Raw genomic sequence first — 21,753 nt, forward strand, 5'->3', positions numbered from 1 at the left:
TGATAAATTGTTAAAGAGCAGTTGCGACGCGGCTTACAGCTCACCGTCGCGAGGTCACGTATATTACGTTTTCCTCATTCAGAGTCAAGCATTTATTTTTGCTTTTCTCTGTTGGTGTTCATCTCTGAACCCCGCTAACCCGGCGGCTTGTAAGCCGTTGTTCCGTGTCAGTGGAGGCGCATTATAGGGAGTTCTCAGACGTTGACAACCCCTCTTTCAAAAAAAACGTTCAACCGTCTCTTTTTTGCTCAAAATCGTGCTACAGCGCCAGTTTTTCGAGCGTTTCAAAGCCATAACGGCGTAAAACGGGCAAAAGTTGCTCGGTCTCGTTAGTGATGGCCATACAAAAAGCGATGTTCGCATCGGCAGATTTTGCATCCGGAGCTTCATGTTCCAGCAACCAGGCCGTACGTCGGGCTATAGCCGCCCCCGAATCCACCAGCCGCGTGCCCTCAGGCAGAACTTCTAATAACTCTTCCTGTAATAGAGGGAAATGGGTGCACCCCAGCACAACGGTGTCCGGTGGCTCCGGCATCCGCAGCCACGGGCGGAGAATACGGCTCAACTCTTCGAGCGGCACTGCCTTTCCATGCAGCTTCGCTTCGGCGATCTCGACCAGTTCCGCCGAACCGAGCATCGCAATCTGGCATTCGTTGGCAAAGCGGTCGATTAACTCGCGCGTATAAGGTCGCTTCACCGTGCCTCGCGTTGCCAGTAAACCAACAATGCCATTTGCCGTCAGACGTGCGGCAGGCTTTATTGCAGGAACAACGCCTACAACCGGGAACTGGAATTTTTCGCGCAATGCAGGAAGCGATACTGTACTGGCCGTGTTACAGGCGATGACCGCCAGCGAGAGGGGATAACGCTTTTGTACCGCGGTGACGATTTCAACCACACGCTCAACAATAAAGTCTTCACTCTTTTCCCCATACGGGAAAGCGACGTTATCAAAGGCGTAAATGTAATGGAGATCCGGCAGAAGATGTCGGATCTCATCATAGACCGAAAGCCCACCGACGCCGGAATCAAATACCAGCACGGTGGGACGCGGATTAGAAGGTGTAGCTGCCAGACAAGGTGTATTCCCGTCCTGCAGTTTGGTAGCCATAAACTGTCTCGTAATCTTTATCGAACAGGTTGGCTATTTTACCACGAACTGTAAGGTGAGAGGTGACAGGATATGAAACTGCGACATCCCACAGGCTTACGCCGCCCATTTTCACACGTTCTGTAGAATAGGTATTCGGATCGACCGCAACGTCATAGCGTGTACCCAAATAACGATAGGAAACGTTCCAGTCAAGATCCCATACCTGCCAATCAAGCTGATACTTAACCTGTTGCTTAGAACGGCGAGCCAGAACTTCATTGGTTTTGGTGTTACGTGGGTCAACATAGTCATAGGAAATCTGGTGCCCTACCGGACCTGTTTCAAACTGCGCCGTGGCCTCAATGCCTTTGATACGGGCTTCGTCCACATTGTAGTAACGGTAGTTTGCGTCGTAGCCAATGAGGTTATCAATGTCGTTACGATAACCTGTTACGCGCCAGTTAACCGGCCCCGTCAAACCTTCAAAGCCCCCTTCCCACTGTTTACTCTCTTCAGGCTTAAGGTCAGGATTGCCATATTTCTCACTGTGAATCTGGCTCATTGTCGGTGCTTTATAAGCCGTGCCATATGAACCAATAATCCGGTAACCATCGATAAACTCCCACGCAGCACTGGTTTGCCACGTAGCATGATTGCCAAAATTCGAGTTATCATCGTTACGTGCCGCAGCTTCTAGCGTGATGCTATCAAATTGCTGCATCGCCGAGAGAAAGACGCCCGTATTGCGCTGCTCATAGCCGTTATCCATAGTACTAGAACCAGCCTGAGTTTTTTGTTTCTGCCAGTCCAGGCCCGCACCTATATTACCATGACCTACTTCAAGGGAATTTAACCACTGTGTGGTGTACTGCTTCACATCGTCCGTCGTTGCGGAATCTGAATAACGCCCTTTCTTCGGGTCATAGTTCTGATCTTTGCTGCGACCATAACCTATGGCCAACTGCGATTTAAATATCCCCTGACTGTAGCGCAGGCCCGTATCCCAGTTTTGACTGTAGAGTTGGCGCGTATCCGGTCGTCCATCAACGTTAAAGTTAGCATCGTAATGGTCATAGCCGTCATACGCAGTGCGATTGTCGTAACCAAAGCCGCGGAAAAAACCACTTACGCTATCGGTAATTTGCTGTTCCACAGAACCGTAAAGTGACTTACTCATAAAACCGTCACGATCCGGTTGACGCGGAGCATCTTTCGCACCGATATCGAAACCACGGGTATAAGTGTAATTACCCGCCATGGTGATTTTGGTTTTTTCCAGTACTTGCTGGAAAGAACCATCATAGGTCTGATACCCCTTAGAACCTACGCCTGCAGAAATTTCTGCACCCGGTTTATCTCGCCCTGTGATGATATTGATCACGCCACCAATCGCGTCAGAGCCATACAGCGCAGAACGCGGACCGCGAATATATTCGATGCGTTGAATCAGCGATGTTGGAATTTGGCTAAGGTCAGGAACATTGCTGATCCCTGCATTGTTTAGAGGAATACCATCAATCAATACCAGAACATGACGGGATTCCGTACCGCGAATAAATGTAGAAGAGGTTGCGCCCAAGCCGCCACTTTGCGCGATATCTACCCCGGGTAAACGCGACATCACTTCAACAACACTCTTTGCCTGCCAGCGATCAATATCCTCGCGCGTCACCACAGACGTTGGTGCAAGAACGGTATTAACAGGTTGCTCAAAACGGTTTGCTGTCACCACCAACGAGTCGTCGCTATCCTGCGCCCAGCCCGAAAATGCCGTGACGGACAACGCCGTCAACAGCGATACTTTTTTAATCATTGTTAAAGCATCCACAATATAAGAAGGATGCCGCAGGCTTCATCTATAGCACGCGATGACGAAACCAAATGCGACGTGATCCCGGCAGGTCTTCGGGCTAGGTGGCGTTTTGCGGATGAAGACTTCCCATTTTCACAGTGTCTACAATTCTCATCCCGCCAGTCTTTACCGCTGCGCGTCAGCTCCAGATTTTCACTGGATTCCCTTTTCACTCTCAGGAGACCGGAAACAGAATGCTACAATTAGACACGTATAGATGTCCAGATAGCTATTGGCCATTAAATCTGGACATCCACTGCACAATCCCTACAATCCCCGCGTAATTCTTTATCACTCAGGACGCATCATGACCCCCGAACACCTCCCAACAGAACAGTACGACGCACAGCTGGCAGAGAAAGTTGTCCGCCTGCAAAGTATGATGACGCCTTTCAACGCGCCCGTTCCTGAGGTGTTCCGCTCGCCCGTTAGCCACTACCGCATGCGTGCGGAATTCCGCATCTGGCACGAAGGTGACGACCTGTACCACATCATTTTCGATCAGCAGACGAAGTCCCGCATTCGGGTTGACAGTTTCCCGGCGGCGAGTGAACTCATCAACCAGCTCATGACGCTGATGATCGACGGCGTACGCAACAACCCTGTGCTGCGCCACAAGCTGTTCCAGATTGATTATCTGACCACACAAAGCAACCAGGCGATCGTCTCTCTGCTGTATCACAAAGCGCTGAATGATGAATGGCGCGAGCAGGCAGAAGCGCTGCGCGATGCCCTGCGCGCGCAGAACATCAACGTTCACCTGATTGGTCGTGCGACAAAAACCAAAATCATGCTGGATCAGGATTTCATCGACGAACGTCTGTCGGTGGCGGGAAAAGAGATGGTGTACCGCCAGGTTGAGAACAGCTTTACCCAGCCAAACGCAGCAATGAATGTACAGATGCTGGACTGGGCGCTGAAGGCGACTGAAGGGTCAAAGGGCGATCTGCTAGAGCTGTACTGCGGGAACGGCAACTTCTCCCTGGCGCTGGCGCGTAACTTTGAGCGCGTCCTGGCGACGGAGATTGCCAAGCCGTCCGTTGCCGCTGCACAGTACAACATTGCCGCCAATCACATCGACAATGTGCAGATCATTCGTATGTCTGCAGAAGAGTTCACGCAGGCCATGAATGGTGTACGTCAGTTTAATCGCCTGGAGGGGATCGATCTGAAGAGCTACCAGTGTGAGACGATTTTTGTCGATCCGCCGCGCAGTGGCCTGGACAGCGAAACCGAGAAGATGGTGCAGGCGTACCCGCGTATTTTGTACATTTCCTGTAACCCGGAAACGCTGTGCAAGAATCTCGAAACATTAAGCCAGACGCACAATGTTGAACGTCTGGCTCTCTTCGATCAGTTCCCGTATACGCACCATATGGAGTGCGGCGTACTTCTTACCGCGAAGTAACGTGATGGCAGGCCGGTCAACCTGCCTGCAACCCCACTCTCTTACTCCGGCAGCTCGTGCTTGCGGCTACGCATGCGCGAGCCAATCCAGAACACCAGTGCCACAGAGAGTACCGCCGGCAGGAAGTTAGAACCGATATCCGGATACTCTGCACGCACCACGGTGCTATACAGCAACACGCCAAGAATAAAGCAGGCCGCGGCCAGCCCAGGCAACCCGACCGGCATGGTGCGGTTCAGGTAACGCTGATGCAGACAGTACACCGTCAGCACCAGCGCAATAAGCGGGAAAATAGAAAATGGAACGATCGAGCTGAACACAGCCGCAAACGTGCCATTAATTGATAAGCCAGCGATCAATGCCAGCAACAGCGTACCCTTATCCTGACCTGACTGTTTCATTACTCACCTTCACTCTTCGGTTTGATGTGCCAGTTTCTCTTGTTCACGGCGATACCAGTAGTACGCGCCTTTGGAGATCATCCTGAGCTGTAATACCAGTCGCTCTTCGAGCTGCTTGCGTTGTTCGATGCTGACATCCAGCGCTTCGGCACCCGCGCTGAAAACAATCGTCACCATCGCCTCAGCCTGTGCTTCAGTGAACGCACGCGGCATATGGTTTTCGAGTTCAAGATAGTCGGCAAGTTCCGCGATAAAATGCTGAATTTCACGCGCCACAGCGGCACGGAACGCGGCTGATGTTCCGGAACGTTCCCGCAACAGCAGGCGAAACGCGTTGGGGTTATTGCCAATAAATTCCATAAAGGTCGACACAGAGGTGCGGATCACGCTCCCCCCTTTAGCGATACGCTGCCGCGCCTGGCGCATAAGCTGACGCAGCATCAGACCGCTCTCGTCGACCATGGTCAGACCCAGTTCATCCACATCACGGAAATGACGATAGAAGGACGTTGGCGCAATCCCGGCCTCGCGCGCAACTTCACGCAGGCTTAAACTGGCAAAACTACGCTCGGCACTCAGTTGACTGAATGCGGCTTCCACCAGCGAACGCCGGGTTTTCTCTTTTTGTTGTGCTCTTACGCCCATCACGATAGTTGAATCCTTCCAAAGGCCTGATGGCACTATACCAGAGAATAAAATTAATCTGTTTGCCTGGCTTTGTGAATGATTGTTTACGTACGGTTTGTGCTCCACTGCCGGAAAAAAGCACAACGATAATTGGGTTACTCGGGCAATGATGTTATGATTCTGTTGCTTTTATGTATAAGAACAGGTAAGCCTTACCATGCCACATTCCTACGATTACGACGCAATTGTGATAGGTTCCGGCCCCGGCGGCGAAGGCGCTGCTATGGGACTGGTGAAACAGGGAGCCAGAGTAGCGGTGATAGAGCGCTACCATAACGTTGGCGGCGGTTGCACCCATTGGGGCACCATCCCTTCCAAAGCCCTCCGCCATGCCGTTAGCCGCATTATTGAATTTAACCAGAACCCTCTTTACAGCGACCACTCCCGACTTCTTCGTTCCTCCTTTGCTGACATCCTGAATCATGCGGATACCGTTATTAACCAGCAGACGCGGATGCGCCAGGGGTTTTATGAGCGTAACCACTGTGAAATTTTGCAGGGCAATGCGCACTTTGTTGATGAACACACCCTGGCACTCGAATGCCACGACGGGTCAGTCGAAACCATCACGGCGGAAAAATTTGTCATCGCCTGTGGTTCACGCCCGTACCATCCGGCAGACGTGGACTTCTCCCACCCGCGCATTTACGACAGCGACTCCATCCTGAGCCTGCACCACGAACCCCGTCATGTGATTATCTATGGCGCAGGGGTGATTGGCTGCGAATATGCGTCGATCTTCCGGGGTATGGACGTGAAAGTTGATCTGATCAACACCCGCGACCGCCTGCTGGCCTTCCTCGATCAGGAAATGTCAGACTCGCTCTCTTACCACTTCTGGAACAGCGGCGTGGTAATTCGCCACAACGAAGAGTACGAGAAAATTGAAGGCTGCGACGACGGTGTGATCATGCATCTGAAATCGGGCAAGAAGCTGAAAGCAGACTGCCTGCTGTACGCCAACGGCCGTACCGGTAACACCGATTCTCTGGCTCTGGAAAATATCGGGCTCGAAACCGACAGCCGCGGTCAGCTGAAGGTGAACAGCATGTACCAGACAGCCCTGCCGCATGTGTATGCCGTCGGTGATGTTATCGGTTATCCAAGCCTGGCTTCTGCAGCATACGATCAGGGACGCATCGCGGCGCAGGCGCTGGTGAAAGGCGAAGCGACGGCACATCTGATCGAAGATATTCCGACAGGTATTTATACCATCCCGGAAATCAGCTCCGTCGGGAAAACCGAGCAGCAGCTGACGTCAATGAAGGTGCCTTACGAGGTGGGTCGCGCACAGTTTAAACATCTGGCGAGGGCGCAAATCGTGGGAATGAGCGTGGGTACGCTGAAGATCCTGTTCCATCGCGAGACGAAAGAGATCCTCGGTATTCACTGCTTTGGTGAACGCGCGGCGGAGATTATTCATATCGGCCAGGCGATCATGGAGCAAAAAGGTGGTGGTAACACCATCGAGTACTTCGTTAACACCACCTTCAACTACCCGACCATGGCGGAAGCCTATCGGGTCGCGGCACTGAACGGCTTAAACCGCCTGTTTTAACGCATTGTCAAAATGGCCATCCATCGAACCACGGATGGCCTCTGCCAGCTGCTCATAGCGGCTGCGCAGCGGTGAACCCGGACGATAAACCAGACCAATGGTACGACGTGGCTCTGGTTTAATGCATGGCAGATAAACCACGCCGTCACGTTTACGTTCGCGCGGTACGGCCAGTGCCGGCAGCAATGTGATCCCACTGCCCGCCGCCACCATATTACGCAGCGTTTCAAGGCTGGTTGCGCGGAAATGGGTATCCTCGTCAGCACCCGCTTCGAAGCAGAAGCCCATCGCCTGATCGCGCAGGCAGTGACCATCTTCCAGCATCAGCAGTTTTTCACCGGCCAGATCGGCCATCGGCACGCGATCGCGGTTCGCCCACGGGTGATCTTCATAGATCGCCAGCATCATGGGCTCATCAAACAGCGGCACTTCGATAAAAGCTTCACTCTCTTTGACCAGCGCCAGAATGGCACAGTCGAGCTTGCCGCTGTCTAACTGCGCCAGCAGCTGATGGGTTTGCGCTTCATGCAGATACATTTCGAGTTTCGGGAACGTCTGATGCAGCATTGGAATGATGTGCGGCAACAGGTACGGGCCAACGGTTGGGATCAGGCCAATATGCAACGGGCCGGACATCGCCTCCCCCTGCTGGCTTGCCATTTCCTTGAGCACTTTGACCTCGCGCAGCACGGTGCGCGCCTGATCCACCAGCAGCAGACCTGCCTGGGTGAACAGTACCTTACGACTGGTGCGCTCCAGCAGCATCACGCCCAGCTCGTCTTCCAGCTTGCGGATCTGGCCGCTCAGGGTAGGCTGGCTGACGTGGCAGGAATCTGCCGCGCGGCGAAAATGGCGGTGCTCGGCTAACGCTACCAGGTATTCAAGATCACGAATATTCATTATTCATCCTCCGTCGCCACGATAGTTCATGGCGATAGATAGCATAGCAACGAACGATTATCCCTATCAAGCATTCTGTTGAATAATACACCACATAGACGAGGCGGTACGTGTTTGACCCTTGACGTCCCCGCACCGTCAGCGAGTTTCTCTCAAAACTCGAACAACTAAAGCCAACGTGAACTTTTGCGGACCCCGTGGTCCGCTTTTTTTTGCGTAAAAAAGGCCGGGGATAAAAGCAAAATGGCAACCGAAGTTGCCATTTTTAGTGTTTACTCCCTCTCCCCGTGGGAGAGGGCGGGGTGAGGGCACCAGCCCGCACTCATCAAACCAGCCGGTTTTTCGCATCCGCAATCGCCTGCGCGACCTGCTTCGGTGACACGCCGCCTTTCGCTGCACGCTTATCCAGACAAGACTGCAACGCCAGAATCGGATACACATCATCACCGATAACCGCACTGAATTTCTGCAGGTCGGTCAGCGGCAACGCTTCCAGTGCCTTACCCTGACGAATGGCTTCAACCACCGCTTCACCGACAATATGGTGCGCTTCACGGAACGGTACACCTTTCGCCACCAGGTAATCGGCAAGCTCGGTCGAGTTTGCATAGCCCTGCTGCGCCGCTTCCTGACAACGCGGGCGTTTCACCTGAATGCCATCCAGCACCAGCGCACCCATATGCAGGCAGTCCAGCCAGGTATCGAGCGCGTCGAACAGCCCTTCTTTGTCTTCCTGCATATCTTTGTTATACGCCAGCGGCAGCCCTTTCAGGGTCATCATCATGCCGGTCAGCGCGCCCTGCACACGGCCACACTTACCGCGGATAAGCTCCAGCGCATCCGGGTTTTTCTTCTGTGGCATCAGGGAGGAGCCTGACGTCACGCGGTCAGACAGCTCAACAAACCCGGCTTCACCGGAGTTGAAGAAAATCAGGTCTTCGGCAAAGCGCGACAGATGCACCATGCCGATAGACGCATTGGAAAGCAGCTCCAGCACGTGATCACGGTCAGAGACGCTGTCCAGGCTGTTACGGGTGGCTGAAGCAAAGCCCAGCCAGCCTGCCAGCTGATCACGGTCGATTTCATAGGCCGTCCCTGCCAGCGCACCGCTGCCCAGCGGGCTCACGTCCAGACGCTTCAGGGTATCCTGCAGACGGCTTTCATCACGCGCCAGCATCTCAACGTAGGCCAGACACCAGTGGGCAAAGGTTACCGGCTGCGCGCGCTGCAGGTGGGTATAACCCGGCATCACCGCGTCCTGGTTGTTCTGCGCGGTTTCCACCAGCGCGCCTTGCAGCAGACGGTTGGCTGCCAGCAGTTCACCAACGGTATCTTTACACCACAATTTCAGATCAGTCGCGACCTGGTCGTTACGGCTACGCCCGGTATGCAGTTTTTTACCCAGCTGGCCGACTTTATCGATGAGTTTCCCTTCCACCCAGCTGTGAATATCTTCCGCATCGCTGGCGAGGATCTGCTGCGGGTCCAGACGCACCTCTTCCAGCAGGTTATTCAGCGCCTCTTCCAGCTGCAGCTGTTCGTCTGCGGTCAGGACGCCCACGGTGACCAGCGCTTTGGACCAGGCCACAGAGCCGACGATATCCTGCTCGGCCAGGCGGTAGTCGAAGCGCAAAGAGTCGTTGAACTGTTTGAACCGTTGATCCGCTGCCTGTGTAAAACGCCCACCCCAAAGTGCCATAACATGCTTCCTTAATATCTTTGAATTTCATTGCCCGGCTGCGCTGCGCTGACCGGGCCTGCAGAATCGGTAAATTGCTTACGCCAGAATACGCGTGCCAATCGGCGTGCCGTTAAACAACGCCGGGAGTTGCTCCGCGTGGCGCCAGGAGGCGATGTCCACCGGACGTCCGAGCGTACGTGCGGCATCCAGCGCCGCATTGACTTTGACGATCATGCCGTCGGTAATAATGCCCTGCTCGATAAGCTGTTCGGCTTTCGCTGCGGTCATTTCCGCAATACGCTGGCCTTTGCCGTCGAGAATACCGCTTACGTCAGAGAGCAAAATCAGGTCCGCGCCCAGCGTAGCCGCCAGAGCCGTTGCCGCCTGGTCTGCATTGACGTTCATCAGTTCGCCCTCTTCGGTCACCCCGATAGAGCTCACCACCGGCAGGAATCCTCCTTCCAGCAGCATGTTAATCAGCTTAGGCGAACCAGGCTGTGCCAGTCCAACGTGTCCGAGCTCTTCGTCGAGCTGGGTCACTTTTACGCTGTCACCATCGCCCAGACACAGGCCGACAGAGGCGATATGGTGTTTCTTCGCCCACGCCAGCAGCGTTTTGTTCGCCGTCCCCGCCAGGGCACCGGTAATAATGTCAATCTGGTCAGCAGGCGTGACGCGCAGGCCATTTTTCTTTTTCACCGGCAGGTTGAGCCCTTTCATCAGCTCATCAACCACGCAGCCGCCGCCGTGCACAATCACCAGCGGACGTTGGTGTGATTCGCGATAGTTCACCAGCGCGGTAAAAAGACGCTCCAGCGCTTCTTCGCTGTCCAGCAGTACACCACCGAGTTTGATAATTAATGGGTTCATCATCACACCTTAAATAAGAGCCTGGGTTTCCGGGAAACCGAAACGAATATTTGCACACTGCATTGCCTGTGCGGCAGCGCCTTTAAGTAAGTTATCTTCCGCAGCCACCACAATCAGGTGCTCACCCTGCACGGCAAAGCCGATGTCGCAGAATGGCAGGCCAACCACGTTTTTCAGCGCCGGCACGCCTTTGTCGTAGAGACGCACCAGCGGTTTGTCCGCATAGGCCTGCGTAAAGGCTTTGCTCACCTGTTCGTGGGTCACGCCGGGTTTCAGGCGGCAGGTGATGGTTTCGAGGATCCCTCGCGGGAAGCTGCCCAGATGCGGCGTGAAGATGACATCCGCACCCAGATGCGTCGTGATTTCAGGGTGATGGCGGTGATTGAACACGCCATACGGCTGAAGGCTCACTTCGCAGAAGCTGTTAGCGATAGCGGCTTTACGCCCCGCGCCGCTGACACCACTGGTGGCGTTGATCACCGGCCACTGGTTCAGATCCAGCAGGTCTGCGTCGATCAGCGGCTTCAGAGAAAGCTGTGCCGCCGTCGGATAACAGCCCGGCACGGCAACCAGATCCGCTTCCTTCAGTTTATCTGTGCTCCACTCCGCCAGGCCGTATACCGCTTTTTCCAGCAGTTCAGGGTGTTGATGGGTGAAACCGTAATATTTTTCGTAGAACGCGCCGTCATTCACACGGAAGGCGCCGGAGAGGTCGAACACCACACAGCCGGCCGCCAGACATTGCGGAACTAGGTCGTGGCTGACTTCGTGCGCGGTAGCTAAAAACACCACGTCGACGCCGTCGGTGAACGCGCGGATGTCAGACATTGGCTGCAGCGGCAGATCAACAATGCCTTTAAGTTGCGGATGCAAATCGGAAATTAACTTTCCTGCATCATTGCTTTGCGCTGACACGGTCAAAGCGGTTATGGTCATATGAGGATGGCGATTCACGTAGCTTACAAGCTCTGCGCCCGCATAACCGCTAGCGCCTACAATCAGCGTATTCAACATCGGGTTCCTTTATGCTCAACGTTAATGTATTTTTATTCACATTTATTGCATGAATATTGATACTATCACGACCTAAGGTGTGTCAACAATGAAAATGAACTTACCGCCATTTATCGAGATTTACCGCGCCCTGATTGCCACACCCTCCATCAGTGCGACCGAAGAAGCGCTGGATCAGAGCAATGAGTCTTTAATCAATCTGCTGGCAGGTTGGTTTAGCGATATTGGGTTTAACGTTGAGGTTCAGCCCGTTCCCGGAACACGCCATAAATTTAACCTGCTCGCCAGTACCGGACAGGGTGCCGGCGGCCTGCTGCTGGCCGGTCATACCGATACCGTTCCCTTTGACGATGGCCGCTGGACGCGCGATCCGTTCACCCTGACCGAGCATGACAACAAGCTTTACGGTCTGGGCACCGCCGACATGAAAGGCTTTTTTGCTTTTATCCTCGATGCGCTTCGTGACGTGGACGTGACAACGCTGAAGAAACCGCTCTACATTCTGGCCACTGCCGATGAAGAGACCAGCATGGCCGGCGCGCGCTACTTCTCTGAAAACACCTCGATTCGCCCGGATTGCGCCATTATTGGTGAACCAACGTCACTGCAGCCAATCCGTGCCCACAAAGGCCATATCTCCACGGCGGTGCGCGTGCTGGGCCAGTCAGGCCACTCCAGCGATCCGGCGCGCGGCGTCAACGCCATCGAACTGATGCACGACGCCATTGGCCGCATCATGCAGTTGCGCGACTCGCTGAAAGAGCGTTATCACTACGACGCATTCACCGTGCCTTATCCGACGCTGAACCTCGGCAGCCTGCACGGTGGTGATGCATCCAACCGTATCTGCGCCTGCTGCGAACTGCATATGGATATCCGTCCGCTGCCGGGCATGACGCTGAGCGATCTCGACGGCCTGTTGACCGAAGCGCTGGCGCCGGTCAGCGAGCGCTGGCCGGGCCGCCTGACGGTCTCCGAGCTTCATCCGCCGATCCCTGGCTACGAATGTCCACCGGATCATCAACTGGTTGAAGTCGTGGAAAAGCTGCTCGGTGAGAAAACCGACGTGGTGAACTATTGCACCGAAGCACCGTTTATTCAGACCCTGTGTCCTACGCTGGTGCTTGGCCCGGGTTCCATCAACCAGGCTCACCAGCCGGATGAATATCTGGAAACGCGCTTTATCAAACCGACCCGTGAACTGATTACCCAGGTCGTGCATCACTTCTGCTGGCATTAAAATGCCCCTGAGGGTTCCCTCTCCCGGTGGGAGAGGGTCAGGGTAAGGGCAACAAATCCCGCGATCTTCGTCACATTCCCATAAGCATCTCTTATCTGACGCAAAGCGAATTAAATTTCGTAAATTACCCACATTTATTCGTTTGCTGAACCGTTTTCGCAGCAATTGACGACGGGGGTTTTACGTGGCTTTATAAAGGGAGATGACAAAATATTGTCCAAAAGATTTTCGATTGGGCATAAACAAAAATGATGGGGTGACTGGGTTTTTATGAACGAACAATATTCCGCGTTGCGTAGTAATGTCAGTATGCTCGGCAAAGTGCTTGGAGATACCATCAAAGATGCGTTGGGGGAAAACATCCTCGACCGCGTTGAAACCATCCGCAAGCTGTCAAAATCTTCCCGTGCAGGTAACGAGGCCAGTCGTCAGGAGCTGCTCACCACCTTGCAGAACCTTTCTAACGATGAGCTGCTGCCCGTTGCCCGCGCCTTCAGCCAGTTTCTGAACCTGGCAAACACCGCTGAGCAATACCACAGCATTTCGCCGAATGGCGAAGCTGCCAGCAACCCGGAAGTCATTGCCCGTACGCTTCGTAAACTGAAAGACCAGCCAGACCTCAACGAAGACATCATCAAAAAAGCGGTGGAGTCCCTTTCGCTGGAGCTGGTTCTGACCGCTCACCCAACCGAAATCACTCGCCGCACCCTGATCCACAAAATGGTGGAAGTGAACAACTGCCTCAAGCAGCTGGATAACAAAGACATTGCTGACTACGAACGCAACCAGCTGATGCGCCGTCTGCGCCAGCTGATTGCCCAGTCCTGGCACACCGATGAAATTCGTAAGCATCGTCCAAGCCCGGTCGACGAAGCCAAATGGGGCTTTGCAGTGGTGGAAAATAGCCTGTGGGAAGGGGTGCCGAACTACCTGCGTGAGCTGAACGAGCAGCTGGAAGCGAATCTGGATTACCGCCTGCCGGTCGATTTTGTGCCGGTGCGCTTCACCTCCTGGATGGGCGGCGACCGTGACGGCAACCCGAACGTCACCGCGGAAATTACCCGCCACGTGCTCCTGTTGAGCCGCTGGAAAGCAACCGACCTGTTCCTGAAAGATATTCAGGTATTGATCTCCGAGCTGTCGATGGTAGAGGCCACGCCGGAACTGCGCGCGCTGGCCGGCGAAGAAGGTGCCAGCGAGCCGTATCGTTTCCTGATGAAAAAACTGCGTGGCCAGCTGATGGCGACGCAGGCCTGGCTGGAAGCGCGTCTGAAAGGCCAGCGCCTGCCAAAGCCGGAAGGCCTGCTGAGCCAGAACGAGCAGCTCTGGGAGCCGCTGTATGCCTGCTATAAATCACTGCAGGCCTGCGGAATGGGCATCATCGCGAATGGCGAACTGCTCGACACCCTGCGTCGCGTGAAGTGTTTCGGCGTGCCGCTGGTGCGTATTGACGTCCGTCAGGAAAGCACCCGTCATACCGAAGCGCTGGGCGAACTGACCCGCTATCTCGGCATCGGCGACTATGAAAGCTGGTCCGAAGCGGACAAACAAGCCTTCCTGATCCGTGAACTGAACTCCAAGCGTCCCCTGCTGCCACGTAACTGGGAACCAAGCAACGAAACCCGCGAGGTGCTCAACACCTGTAAAGCGATCGTTGATGCGCCGAAAGGATCGGTGGCTGCCTATGTGATCTCCATGGCGAAAACGCCGTCTGACGTGCTGGGCGTTCACCTTCTGCTCAAAGAAGCCGGTATCGACTATGCCCTTCCGGTTGCACCGCTGTTTGAAACCCTTGATGACCTGAACAACGCCAACGACGTCATGACGCAGCTGCTGAACATCGACTGGTACCGCGGCTTTATTCAGGGCAAACAGATGGTGATGATTGGCTATTCCGACTCCGCAAAAGACGCGGGCGTCATGGCGGCATCCTGGGCGCAGTATCAGGCACAGGACGCGTTGATCAAGACCTGTGAAAAAGCAGGCATCGAACTGACGCTGTTCCACGGACGCGGCGGCTCGATTGGCCGTGGTGGCGCGCCAGCGCATGCGGCACTGCTGTCACAACCGCCGGGAAGCCTGAAAGGCGGCCTGCGTGTGACCGAACAGGGCGAAATGATCCGCTTCAAGTATGGCCTGCCGGAAGTGACCATCAGCAGCCTGTCGCTCTACACCAGTGCGATTCTGGAAGCGAACCTGCTGCCACCGCCAGAGCCGAAAGAGTCCTGGTGCCATATCATGGACGAGCTGTCAGATATCTCCTGCGATCTGTACCGCGGTTACGTGCGTGAAAACAAAGATTTTGTGCCTTACTTCCGTTCAGCTACCCCTGAGCAGGAGCTGGGTAAACTGCCGCTGGGTTCACGTCCGGCTAAGCGCCGCCCGACCGGTGGCGTAGAGTCTCTGCGTGCCATCCCGTGGATCTTCGCCTGGACCCAGAACCGTCTGATGCTGCCCGCCTGGCTGGGCGCAGGTGCGGCGCTGCAGAAAGTGGTGGAAGATGGCAAACAGAACGAACTGGAAACCATGTGCCGCGACTGGCCGTTCTTCTCCACCCGTCTGGGTATGCTGGAGATGGTCTTCTCGAAAGCAGACCTGTGGCTGGCGGAATACTACGATCAGCGTCTGGTGAAGCCTGAGCTGTGGACGCTGGGTAAAGAGCTGCGCGAACTGCTGGAAGGCGACATCAAAGTGGTGCTGGATATTGCTAACGACTCGCACCTGATGGCGGATTTACCGTGGATTGCCGAGTCCATCCAGCTGCGTAACATCTACACCGACCCCCTGAACGTCCTGCAGGCGGAGCTGCTGCACCGTTCACGTCTGGCGGAAGAAGAAGGTAAAGAGCCGGATCCACGCGTCGAACAGGCGTTGATGGTGACGATTGCAGGCGTTGCGGCAGGTATGCGTAACACAGGCTAATCCATTGGCTTCATACAGGCCCGGCAGCGCTAACGCTGCCGGGCGATATCCGGTATTCACGCCATGCACCACGACATCAGCACCCTTCTGACCGACCTCATTAATGGCACCATAGCGCTACGTGACGTACGGTTTGTCGCCCCGCCCGACCCACACTCCCGCACATCGCCTTGCCTGGTCATTAACCTCGATAAGGCCTGCGAAGCGTGGTTTTCTTCCTCTGCGGAGGGGTTACTTCATACCGGACACGCGCTCAGCATCAGCTTCGGTAAACAGCAGCTGTCGTTTCGTCTTTATCGGGATAACGTGCTTATACAGCACCAGCAGGTTGCCCGGCGCGGCCCCCGAACCGGAGCGTTTCTCCTGCAAACGCTGGCCGAGCTGCAGATGCAGCCTGATGAACAGGAAACGGCCAGACTGGTGGTACTGAGTATGCTCAGCCACTGTCGCGATCTTCTTGGCAGCGACATTCACACTGACAGCCGCAGTCGCGCTTTGTTTGAAGCCATCCGGCGCTATCTCGATGAACATCACGCCTCACCGCTGACCCGCGATTCCGTGGCGCAGGCGTTTTATATTTCACCCAACTACCTTTCACATCTGTTTCAGAAGACCGGGAACGTGGGGTTCAATGAATACCTGACCCAAACGCGTCTGGAACACGCGCGCCAGTTGCTCAAGGGTTATGATCTAAAAATCAAAGACATTGCCGCCCGCTGCGGCTTTACAGACAGCAACTACTTCTGTCGCCTCTTTCGTAAACATACCGAACGCTCCCCTTCTGAATACCGCCGCCAGTATCACAGCCAACTGACTGCCAAAAACTAGCATTGTGATCGCCCTCTCACTTCACTAAGCACATTACATTTGTCCAGTATTTGGCAAAATTGACCTGTATCCACGGCCAGCGGCCCCACCTTATCCTTGAGTTAACCTTTCTGACTTAAGGAAAAATAATGGAACTGTATCTGGATACCGCCAACGTGGCAGAGGTTGAGCGCCTGGCGCGCATTTTTCCGATTGCCGGCGTCACCACCAACCCGAGCATTGTAGCCGCCAGCGGCGAAACCCTCTGGAACGTACTGCCGCGTCTGCAAAACGCCATCGGGCCACAGGGCACGCTGTTTGCCCAGACCATGAGCCGTGAAGCCGAAGGGATGGTGGCAGAAGCCAAACGCCTGAGTAACGCCATTCCTGACATCGTGGTGAAAATCCCGGTGACCGCAGAGGGCCTTATAGCGATAAAAATGCTGAAAAAAGAGGGCATAACCACGTTAGGCACGGCCGTTTACAGCGCCGCCCAGGGTTTACTGGCCGCGCTGGCGGGAGCGAAATATGTCGCACCGTATGTTAACCGCGTCGACGCTCAGGGCGGGGACGGCATTCGTATGGTACAGGAGCTGCAATCCCTGCTCGAACGCCACGCCCCAGAAAGCAGCGTGCTGGCCGCCAGCTTCAAAACACCACGTCAGGCGCTGGACTGCCTGCTCGCCGGATGTGAAGCAATCACGCTTCCTTTAGATGTAGCGCAACAAATGCTCGGCACCCCGGCGGTAGAGTCAGCCATAGAGAAGTTTGAGCACGACTGGAAAAACGCGTTTGGTAACCTCAACCTCTAAGGGAGATCTGTTATGGACCGTATCATTCAATCGCCGGGGAAATATATCCAGGGCGCTGATGTTCTCACCCGTCTCGGCGACTATCTGAAACCACTGGCAACACGCTGGCTGGTTGTGGGCGATAAGTTTGTGCTGGGTTTTGCACAAGAGACCTTGCTTGAGAGTTTTAAAAAAGCGGAAATTCATGCTGAAATCGCGCCCTTCGGGGGCGAATGTTCGCAAAACGAAATCGATCGCCTGAAAAAACGGGCCGACGGCGCCGACTGTATGGCGGTGCTCGGTATCGGCGGCGGGAAAACGCTGGATACCGCCAAAGCGCTGGCGCATTTTATGGACGTGCCCGTTGCCATCGCCCCGACTATCGCTTCCACCGACGCCCCGTGCAGCGCCCTTTCCGTCATTTATACCGACAGCGGTGAATTCGATCGCTACCTGATGCTGCCGCATAACCCGAACATGGTGATTGTCGACACCCGGGTGGTGGCTGGCGCTCCGCCGCGTCTGCTGGCCGCCGGGATAGGCGATGCCCTTGCCACCTGGTTTGAAGCGCGCGCCTGTTCCCGTAGCGGCGCGATCACCATGGCGGGCGGAAAATGTACCCAGGCTGCGCTAGCCCTCGCCGAGCTGTGCTACAACACGTTAATTGAAGAGGGTGAGAAAGCGATGCTCGCGGCCGGGCAGCACGTGGTCACACCGGCGCTGGAGCGCATCATTGAAGCCAATACCTATCTGAGCGGCGTTGGATTTGAAAGCGGTGGACTGGCGGCCGCACACGCCATTCACAACGGAATGACCGCCGTGCCGGAGGCACATTCGTTCTATCACGGTGAAAAAGTGGCGTTCGGGACGCTGACGCAACTGGTGCTGGAAAATGCCCCGGTAGAGGAAATTGAAACCGTCGCGGCGCTGTGTCACAGCGTAGGTTTGCCCATCACGCTGGCACAACTGAACATTAAAGAGGAGATTCCGCTTAAAATGCGGCTGATTGCCGAGGCTGCCTGCGCAGAGGGTGAAACCATTCACAACATGCCAGGCGGGGTGTCACCGGATCAGGTTTACGCGGCGCTGCTGGTGGCCGATCAGTACGGGCAACGGTTCCTGCGGGAGTGGGCGTAACTGGTATTGCCGGATGGTAAAAAATCCCCGCCGAAGCGGGGATTGTATTTACTGCAGATCAAACCGATCCAAATCCATTACCTTCGCCCAAGCGGCAACAAAGTCGCGGACGAATTTCTCATGGGCGTCGCTGCTGGCGTAAACCTCGGCCAGCGCGCGCAGCACGGCGTTCGAACCGAATACCAGATCGGCACGCGTGGCGGTGTATTTCACTTCACCGCTGGCGCGATCGCTGCCGGCAAACAGCTCGTTTGATTCATCGGTCGCTTTCCACTGGGTATTCATGTCCAGCAGGTTCACGAAGAAATCGTTGCTCAGCACGCCTTCACGATGGGTGAACACGCCGTTCTGACTGCCATCGAAGTTCGCCCCCAGTACGCGCAGACCGCCAATCAGCACCGTCAGTTCTGGTGCAGTGAGCGTCAGCTGCTGGGCCTTATCAATCAACAGAGACTCGGTAGTGGAGGCATCAACCTGTGCACGGTAGTTACGGAAGCCATCGGCAATCGGTTCGAGCAGGTTAAACATCTCGATATCCGTCTGATCCTGGCGCGCATCAACGCGGCCCGGCGTGAACGGTACATTGACGTAAACGCCGGCCTCTTTCGCCGCCTGTTCAACACCCACCACACCTGCCAGCACGATGATATCGGCCAGTGACGCTTTGTTAGTGGTACGCTGAATAGCTTCCAGGGCGGGTAACGCGCGAACCGCTGCGGCGTTAACTTCCCAGTCGCGCTGGGGTGCCAGTGCCAGACGCGCACCGTTGGCGCCGCCACGCTTATCGCCACCGCGGAAGGTCGATGCAGACGCCCAGGCAACAGAAACCAGGTCGCTCACGGACAGACCCGAGGCAATGATTTCCGCTTTCAGACTCTCAATGTCCTCTTTGGTCGGGTTGAACACCGCCTGCGGCAGTGGATCCTGCCAGATGAGATCTTCTTTCGGCACTTCCGGACCAATGTAACGCGCTTTTGGCCCCATATCACGGTGGGTCAGCTTGAACCACGCGCGCGCAAAGGCTTCGTTAAAGGCCTGCGGATCGTTCAGGAAGCGGCGGGAGATTTTCTCGAACTCGGGGTCAAAACGCAGCGTCAGATCGGTGACCAGCATCGTCGGTTTGCGCTTTTTCGACGGGTCGAACGGATCAGGCATAATGTCTGGTGCATCCACGGCTTCGAACTGAATCGCACCCGCCGGGCTGCGGGTCTGCACCCACTCGTATTTGAACAGGTTCTCGAAGAAGTAGTTACTCCACTGGGTCGGCGTTTGTGACCAGATGACTTCCAGCCCGGAGGTGATCGCATCTGCGCCAACGCCGGTACCGTGCGTACTGGTCCAGCCCAGACCCTGCGCTTCAATTGGCGCGGCTTCCGGGTCGGCACCGACATGGGTCGCTTCACCTGCACCGTGGGTTTTACCGAGGGTATGACCGCCTGCAATCAACGCAACGGTCTCTTCGTCGTTCATCCCCATGTTGCCAAAGGTGGCACGGATCGCCGCGGCCGCTGACAGTGGTTCACCGCTGGCGTTTGGCCCTTCCGGGTTAACGTAAATCAGCCCCATTTCGGTGGCTGCCAGTGGGCGCTTCGCCAGTGCTTCCGGGTCACGGTGGGTGAGCCAGGCTTTTTCATCACCCCAGTTCACGTCCATATCCGGTTCCCAGACATCTTCACGCCCGGCCCCAAAACCAAAGGTACGGAAGCCAGAGTTCTCCAGCGCCACGTTACCGGCAAGGATGAAGAGGTCAGCCCAGGAAATTTTTTGACCGTATTTTTGCTTGATAGGCCACAGGAGACGGCGCGCTTTATCCAGGCTTACGTTATCTGGCCAGGAGTTCAGGGGGGCAAAGCGCTGTTGACCGCGCCCTGCGCCACCGCGACCGTCAACGGAGCGATAGGTACCTGAGCCGTGCCAGGCCATACGGATAAACAGGCCCGCATAGCTGCCCCAGTCGGCTGGCCACCACGGCTGAGAGTCGGTCAGAAGTGCTTTGAGATCGCCCTTGAGCGCTGAGTAATCGAGTTTGCTGAATTCTTTGCGGTAGTCAAAGTCTTCACCCAGAGGGTTAGAACGGTTGGAATGTTGATTAAGAAGATCGACGCGGAGTTGTTTTGGCCACCAGTCGCGGCTGCCTGTGCCTGCCCCCGCGCTGTGATCGACGCTGCCCTGATGGAACGGGCACTTGCCGATTGATGCCGCATTATTGCTGTCGTCTGACGTGCTCATCGCTATGCTCCCTTTTACAGTGTTACCGTTACGATATACGCCCTTGTTGATAAGGTATAGTTGAGATAACCCACAGATTCGATAGTTAATTCCGTTTAATTTCCCATTGAAAGTATGTGCGTTCTGTACGTCAAAGGCAGCATTGCTGATATGGCGGGGAAATAAAACCCTTATAAATCAAAAAACCCTCCGAAGAGGGCTTCTATTTGTTATGCGCCAGGCCGTACACCCAGCGTATGGCAAATGGCGTAACTCATTTCCGCGCGGTTAAGCGTATAGAAGTGGAAATCCTTCACCCCTTCACGACTCAAGATCTTCACCATGTCCATCGCGATGTTTGCGCCCACCAGCTTGCGTGTTTCCGGGTCATCGTCCAGCCCTTCGTACATTTTAGACATCCAGTGCGGAATGCGCACATTGGTCATATCGGCAAATTTCTTCGCCTGTTTGAAGTTAGAGACCGGCAAAATTCCCGGGATAATTTCGACGTCGATGCCCGCGGACACACAGCGGTCACGAAAGCGCAGGTAGCTTTCCACATCAAAGAAGAACTGGGTAATGGCGCGGTTCGCACCGGCGTCCACTTTACGCTTCAGGTTAAGCAGATCCGCCTGGGCGCTTTTCGCTTCCGGGTGAACTTCAGGGTAAGCGGCAACGGAAATGTCGAAGTCTGCGACCTCTTTCAGCAGCGCGACCAGATCGGTGGCGTACATGTCCGGTTTACCGCTCCCCGGCGGCAGGTCACCGCGCAGGGCGACGATATGGCGAATACCGTTGTTCCAGTAGTCCTGGGCAATGGCACGCAACTCATCGCGCGTCGCGTCGATACAGGTCAGGTGCGGAGCCGCTTCCAGACCCGTACGGTCCTTAATGCCTTTAATGATGCTGTGCGTACGGTCACGCTCACCGGAGTTGGCACCGTAGGTGACGGAGACAAACTTCGGTTTCAGGCTGCTCAGGCGATCGATAGAGCTCCAGAGGGTTTGCTCCATTTCACTGGTGCGCGGCGGGAAAAATTCAAAAGAGACGTTAATCTGACCATTTACTTCGGCCAGGCTCTGATTCAGGGCTTCCCGCTGGTTGGCGTGAAAAAAGCTCATACCTTACCTCATCAATCGCGTGTCATTGTGTGTTGTGTTTCGAACTTCTATACGTTTAGACGT

At 55.2% G+C, this 21,753-nt stretch carries 17 protein-coding genes and 1 riboswitch; of the genes, 7 read left to right on the top strand and 10 right to left on the bottom strand.

Going from position 1 to position 21,753, the window contains the following annotated elements; all coding sequences use genetic code 11:
- Positions 1-259 precede the first annotated feature (259 nt).
- Together murI and btuB are read right to left on the bottom strand one after the other, a co-directional pair.
- Positions 260-1,111 (bottom strand): glutamate racemase, encoded by an 852-nt coding sequence (murI, locus tag QLG09_RS15115; RefSeq protein WP_049022989.1) that lies wholly within the window; start codon positions 1,109-1,111, stop codon positions 260-262.
- Positions 1,056-2,906 carry a TonB-dependent vitamin B12 receptor BtuB gene (gene btuB, locus QLG09_RS15120; protein ID WP_049022990.1) on the bottom strand — a complete coding sequence of 617 codons (1,851 nt, stop codon included), beginning with the start codon at positions 2,904-2,906 and terminating at the stop codon, positions 1,056-1,058. Before btuB ends, murI begins: the two co-directional genes overlap by 56 nt.
- A gap of 65 nt (positions 2,907-2,971) precedes the next feature.
- Positions 2,972-3,148: riboswitch (cobalamin riboswitch) on the bottom strand.
- A gap of 104 nt (positions 3,149-3,252) precedes the next feature.
- Between btuB and trmA the strand changes: the two genes are divergently transcribed.
- Positions 3,253-4,353 (top strand): tRNA (uridine(54)-C5)-methyltransferase TrmA, encoded by a 1,101-nt coding sequence (gene trmA, locus QLG09_RS15125; protein WP_049022991.1) that lies wholly within the window; start codon positions 3,253-3,255, stop codon positions 4,351-4,353.
- Positions 4,354-4,394: 41 nt separating this feature from the next.
- Here the strand turns inward: trmA and QLG09_RS15130 are convergent, their stop codons facing one another.
- Together QLG09_RS15130 and fabR are read right to left on the bottom strand one after the other, a co-directional pair.
- Positions 4,395-4,754, bottom strand: a complete 360-nt coding sequence (locus QLG09_RS15130; RefSeq protein ID WP_020883939.1) for a YijD family membrane protein — start codon at positions 4,752-4,754, stop codon at positions 4,395-4,397.
- Positions 4,755-4,763: 9 nt separating this feature from the next.
- Entirely contained in the window at positions 4,764-5,402 is a 639-nt protein-coding gene (gene fabR, locus QLG09_RS15135; RefSeq protein ID WP_008501784.1) for an HTH-type transcriptional repressor FabR, read from the bottom strand.
- 196 nt (positions 5,403-5,598) lie between these two features.
- Between fabR and sthA the strand changes: the two genes are divergently transcribed.
- The gene (sthA, locus tag QLG09_RS15140) at positions 5,599-6,999 is read left to right on the top strand and encodes a Si-specific NAD(P)(+) transhydrogenase (protein ID WP_014172175.1); all 1,401 of its coding nucleotides are present in this window, start codon (positions 5,599-5,601) and stop codon (positions 6,997-6,999) included.
- Here the strand turns inward: sthA and oxyR are convergent.
- The 4 genes from oxyR to argC form a co-directional block, all read right to left on the bottom strand.
- Entirely contained in the window at positions 6,982-7,899 is a 918-nt protein-coding gene (oxyR, locus tag QLG09_RS15145) for a DNA-binding transcriptional regulator OxyR (protein ID WP_014172176.1), read from the bottom strand. The genes sthA and oxyR overlap by 18 nt on opposite strands.
- 325 nt (positions 7,900-8,224) lie before the next feature.
- Entirely contained in the window at positions 8,225-9,598 is a 1,374-nt protein-coding gene (argH, locus tag QLG09_RS15150) for an argininosuccinate lyase (protein ID WP_049022992.1), read from the bottom strand.
- A gap of 78 nt (positions 9,599-9,676) precedes the next feature.
- The gene (argB, locus tag QLG09_RS15155) at positions 9,677-10,453 is read right to left on the bottom strand and encodes an acetylglutamate kinase (protein ID WP_086462987.1); all 777 of its coding nucleotides are present in this window, start codon (positions 10,451-10,453) and stop codon (positions 9,677-9,679) included.
- Positions 10,454-10,459: 6 nt separating this feature from the next.
- Positions 10,460-11,464 carry an N-acetyl-gamma-glutamyl-phosphate reductase gene (argC, locus tag QLG09_RS15160; protein ID WP_032680080.1) on the bottom strand — a complete coding sequence of 335 codons (1,005 nt, stop codon included), beginning with the start codon at positions 11,462-11,464 and terminating at the stop codon, positions 10,460-10,462.
- An 88-nt stretch (positions 11,465-11,552) separates the two neighbouring features.
- Here argC and argE point away from each other — a divergent pair, with 88 nt between their 5' ends.
- The 5 genes from argE (at position 11,553) to QLG09_RS15185 (ending at position 18,361) form a co-directional block, all read left to right on the top strand.
- Complete coding sequence (gene argE, locus QLG09_RS15165; protein WP_020883942.1) at positions 11,553-12,704, top strand: acetylornithine deacetylase; 1,152 nt, start codon at positions 11,553-11,555, stop codon at positions 12,702-12,704.
- Positions 12,705-12,974: 270 nt separating this feature from the next.
- A complete protein-coding gene (gene ppc / locus QLG09_RS15170) occupies positions 12,975-15,626 on the top strand; it encodes a phosphoenolpyruvate carboxylase (RefSeq protein ID WP_047954821.1) in 2,652 nt (883 codons plus the stop codon).
- A gap of 63 nt (positions 15,627-15,689) precedes the next feature.
- A complete protein-coding gene (locus QLG09_RS15175; protein ID WP_049022993.1) occupies positions 15,690-16,454 on the top strand; it encodes an AraC family transcriptional regulator in 765 nt (254 codons plus the stop codon).
- 128 nt (positions 16,455-16,582) lie between these two features.
- Positions 16,583-17,245 (top strand): fructose-6-phosphate aldolase, encoded by a 663-nt coding sequence (fsa, locus tag QLG09_RS15180; RefSeq protein WP_049022994.1) that lies wholly within the window; start codon positions 16,583-16,585, stop codon positions 17,243-17,245.
- 12 nt (positions 17,246-17,257) lie between these two features.
- Positions 17,258-18,361, top strand: coding sequence for a glycerol dehydrogenase (locus QLG09_RS15185; protein WP_049022995.1), 1,104 nt, complete (start codon positions 17,258-17,260; stop codon positions 18,359-18,361).
- Positions 18,362-18,409: 48 nt separating this feature from the next.
- Here QLG09_RS15185 and katG read toward each other — a convergent pair whose 3' ends face one another.
- Both katG and metF read right to left on the bottom strand, forming a co-directional pair.
- Positions 18,410-20,590, bottom strand: a complete 2,181-nt coding sequence (gene katG / locus QLG09_RS15190; RefSeq protein WP_282489033.1) for a catalase/peroxidase HPI — start codon at positions 20,588-20,590, stop codon at positions 18,410-18,412.
- A 209-nt stretch (positions 20,591-20,799) separates the two neighbouring features.
- Positions 20,800-21,690: a methylenetetrahydrofolate reductase gene (gene metF, locus QLG09_RS15195; protein WP_014172187.1), complete on the bottom strand. Its 891-nt coding sequence runs from the start codon at positions 21,688-21,690 to the stop codon at positions 20,800-20,802.
- Positions 21,691-21,753: the final 63 nt, after the last annotated feature.

Source organism: Enterobacter sp. V89_11 (assembly GCF_029967775.1).
In the GTDB taxonomy this organism is placed as follows: Bacteria; Pseudomonadota; Gammaproteobacteria; order Enterobacterales; family Enterobacteriaceae; genus Enterobacter; species Enterobacter ludwigii.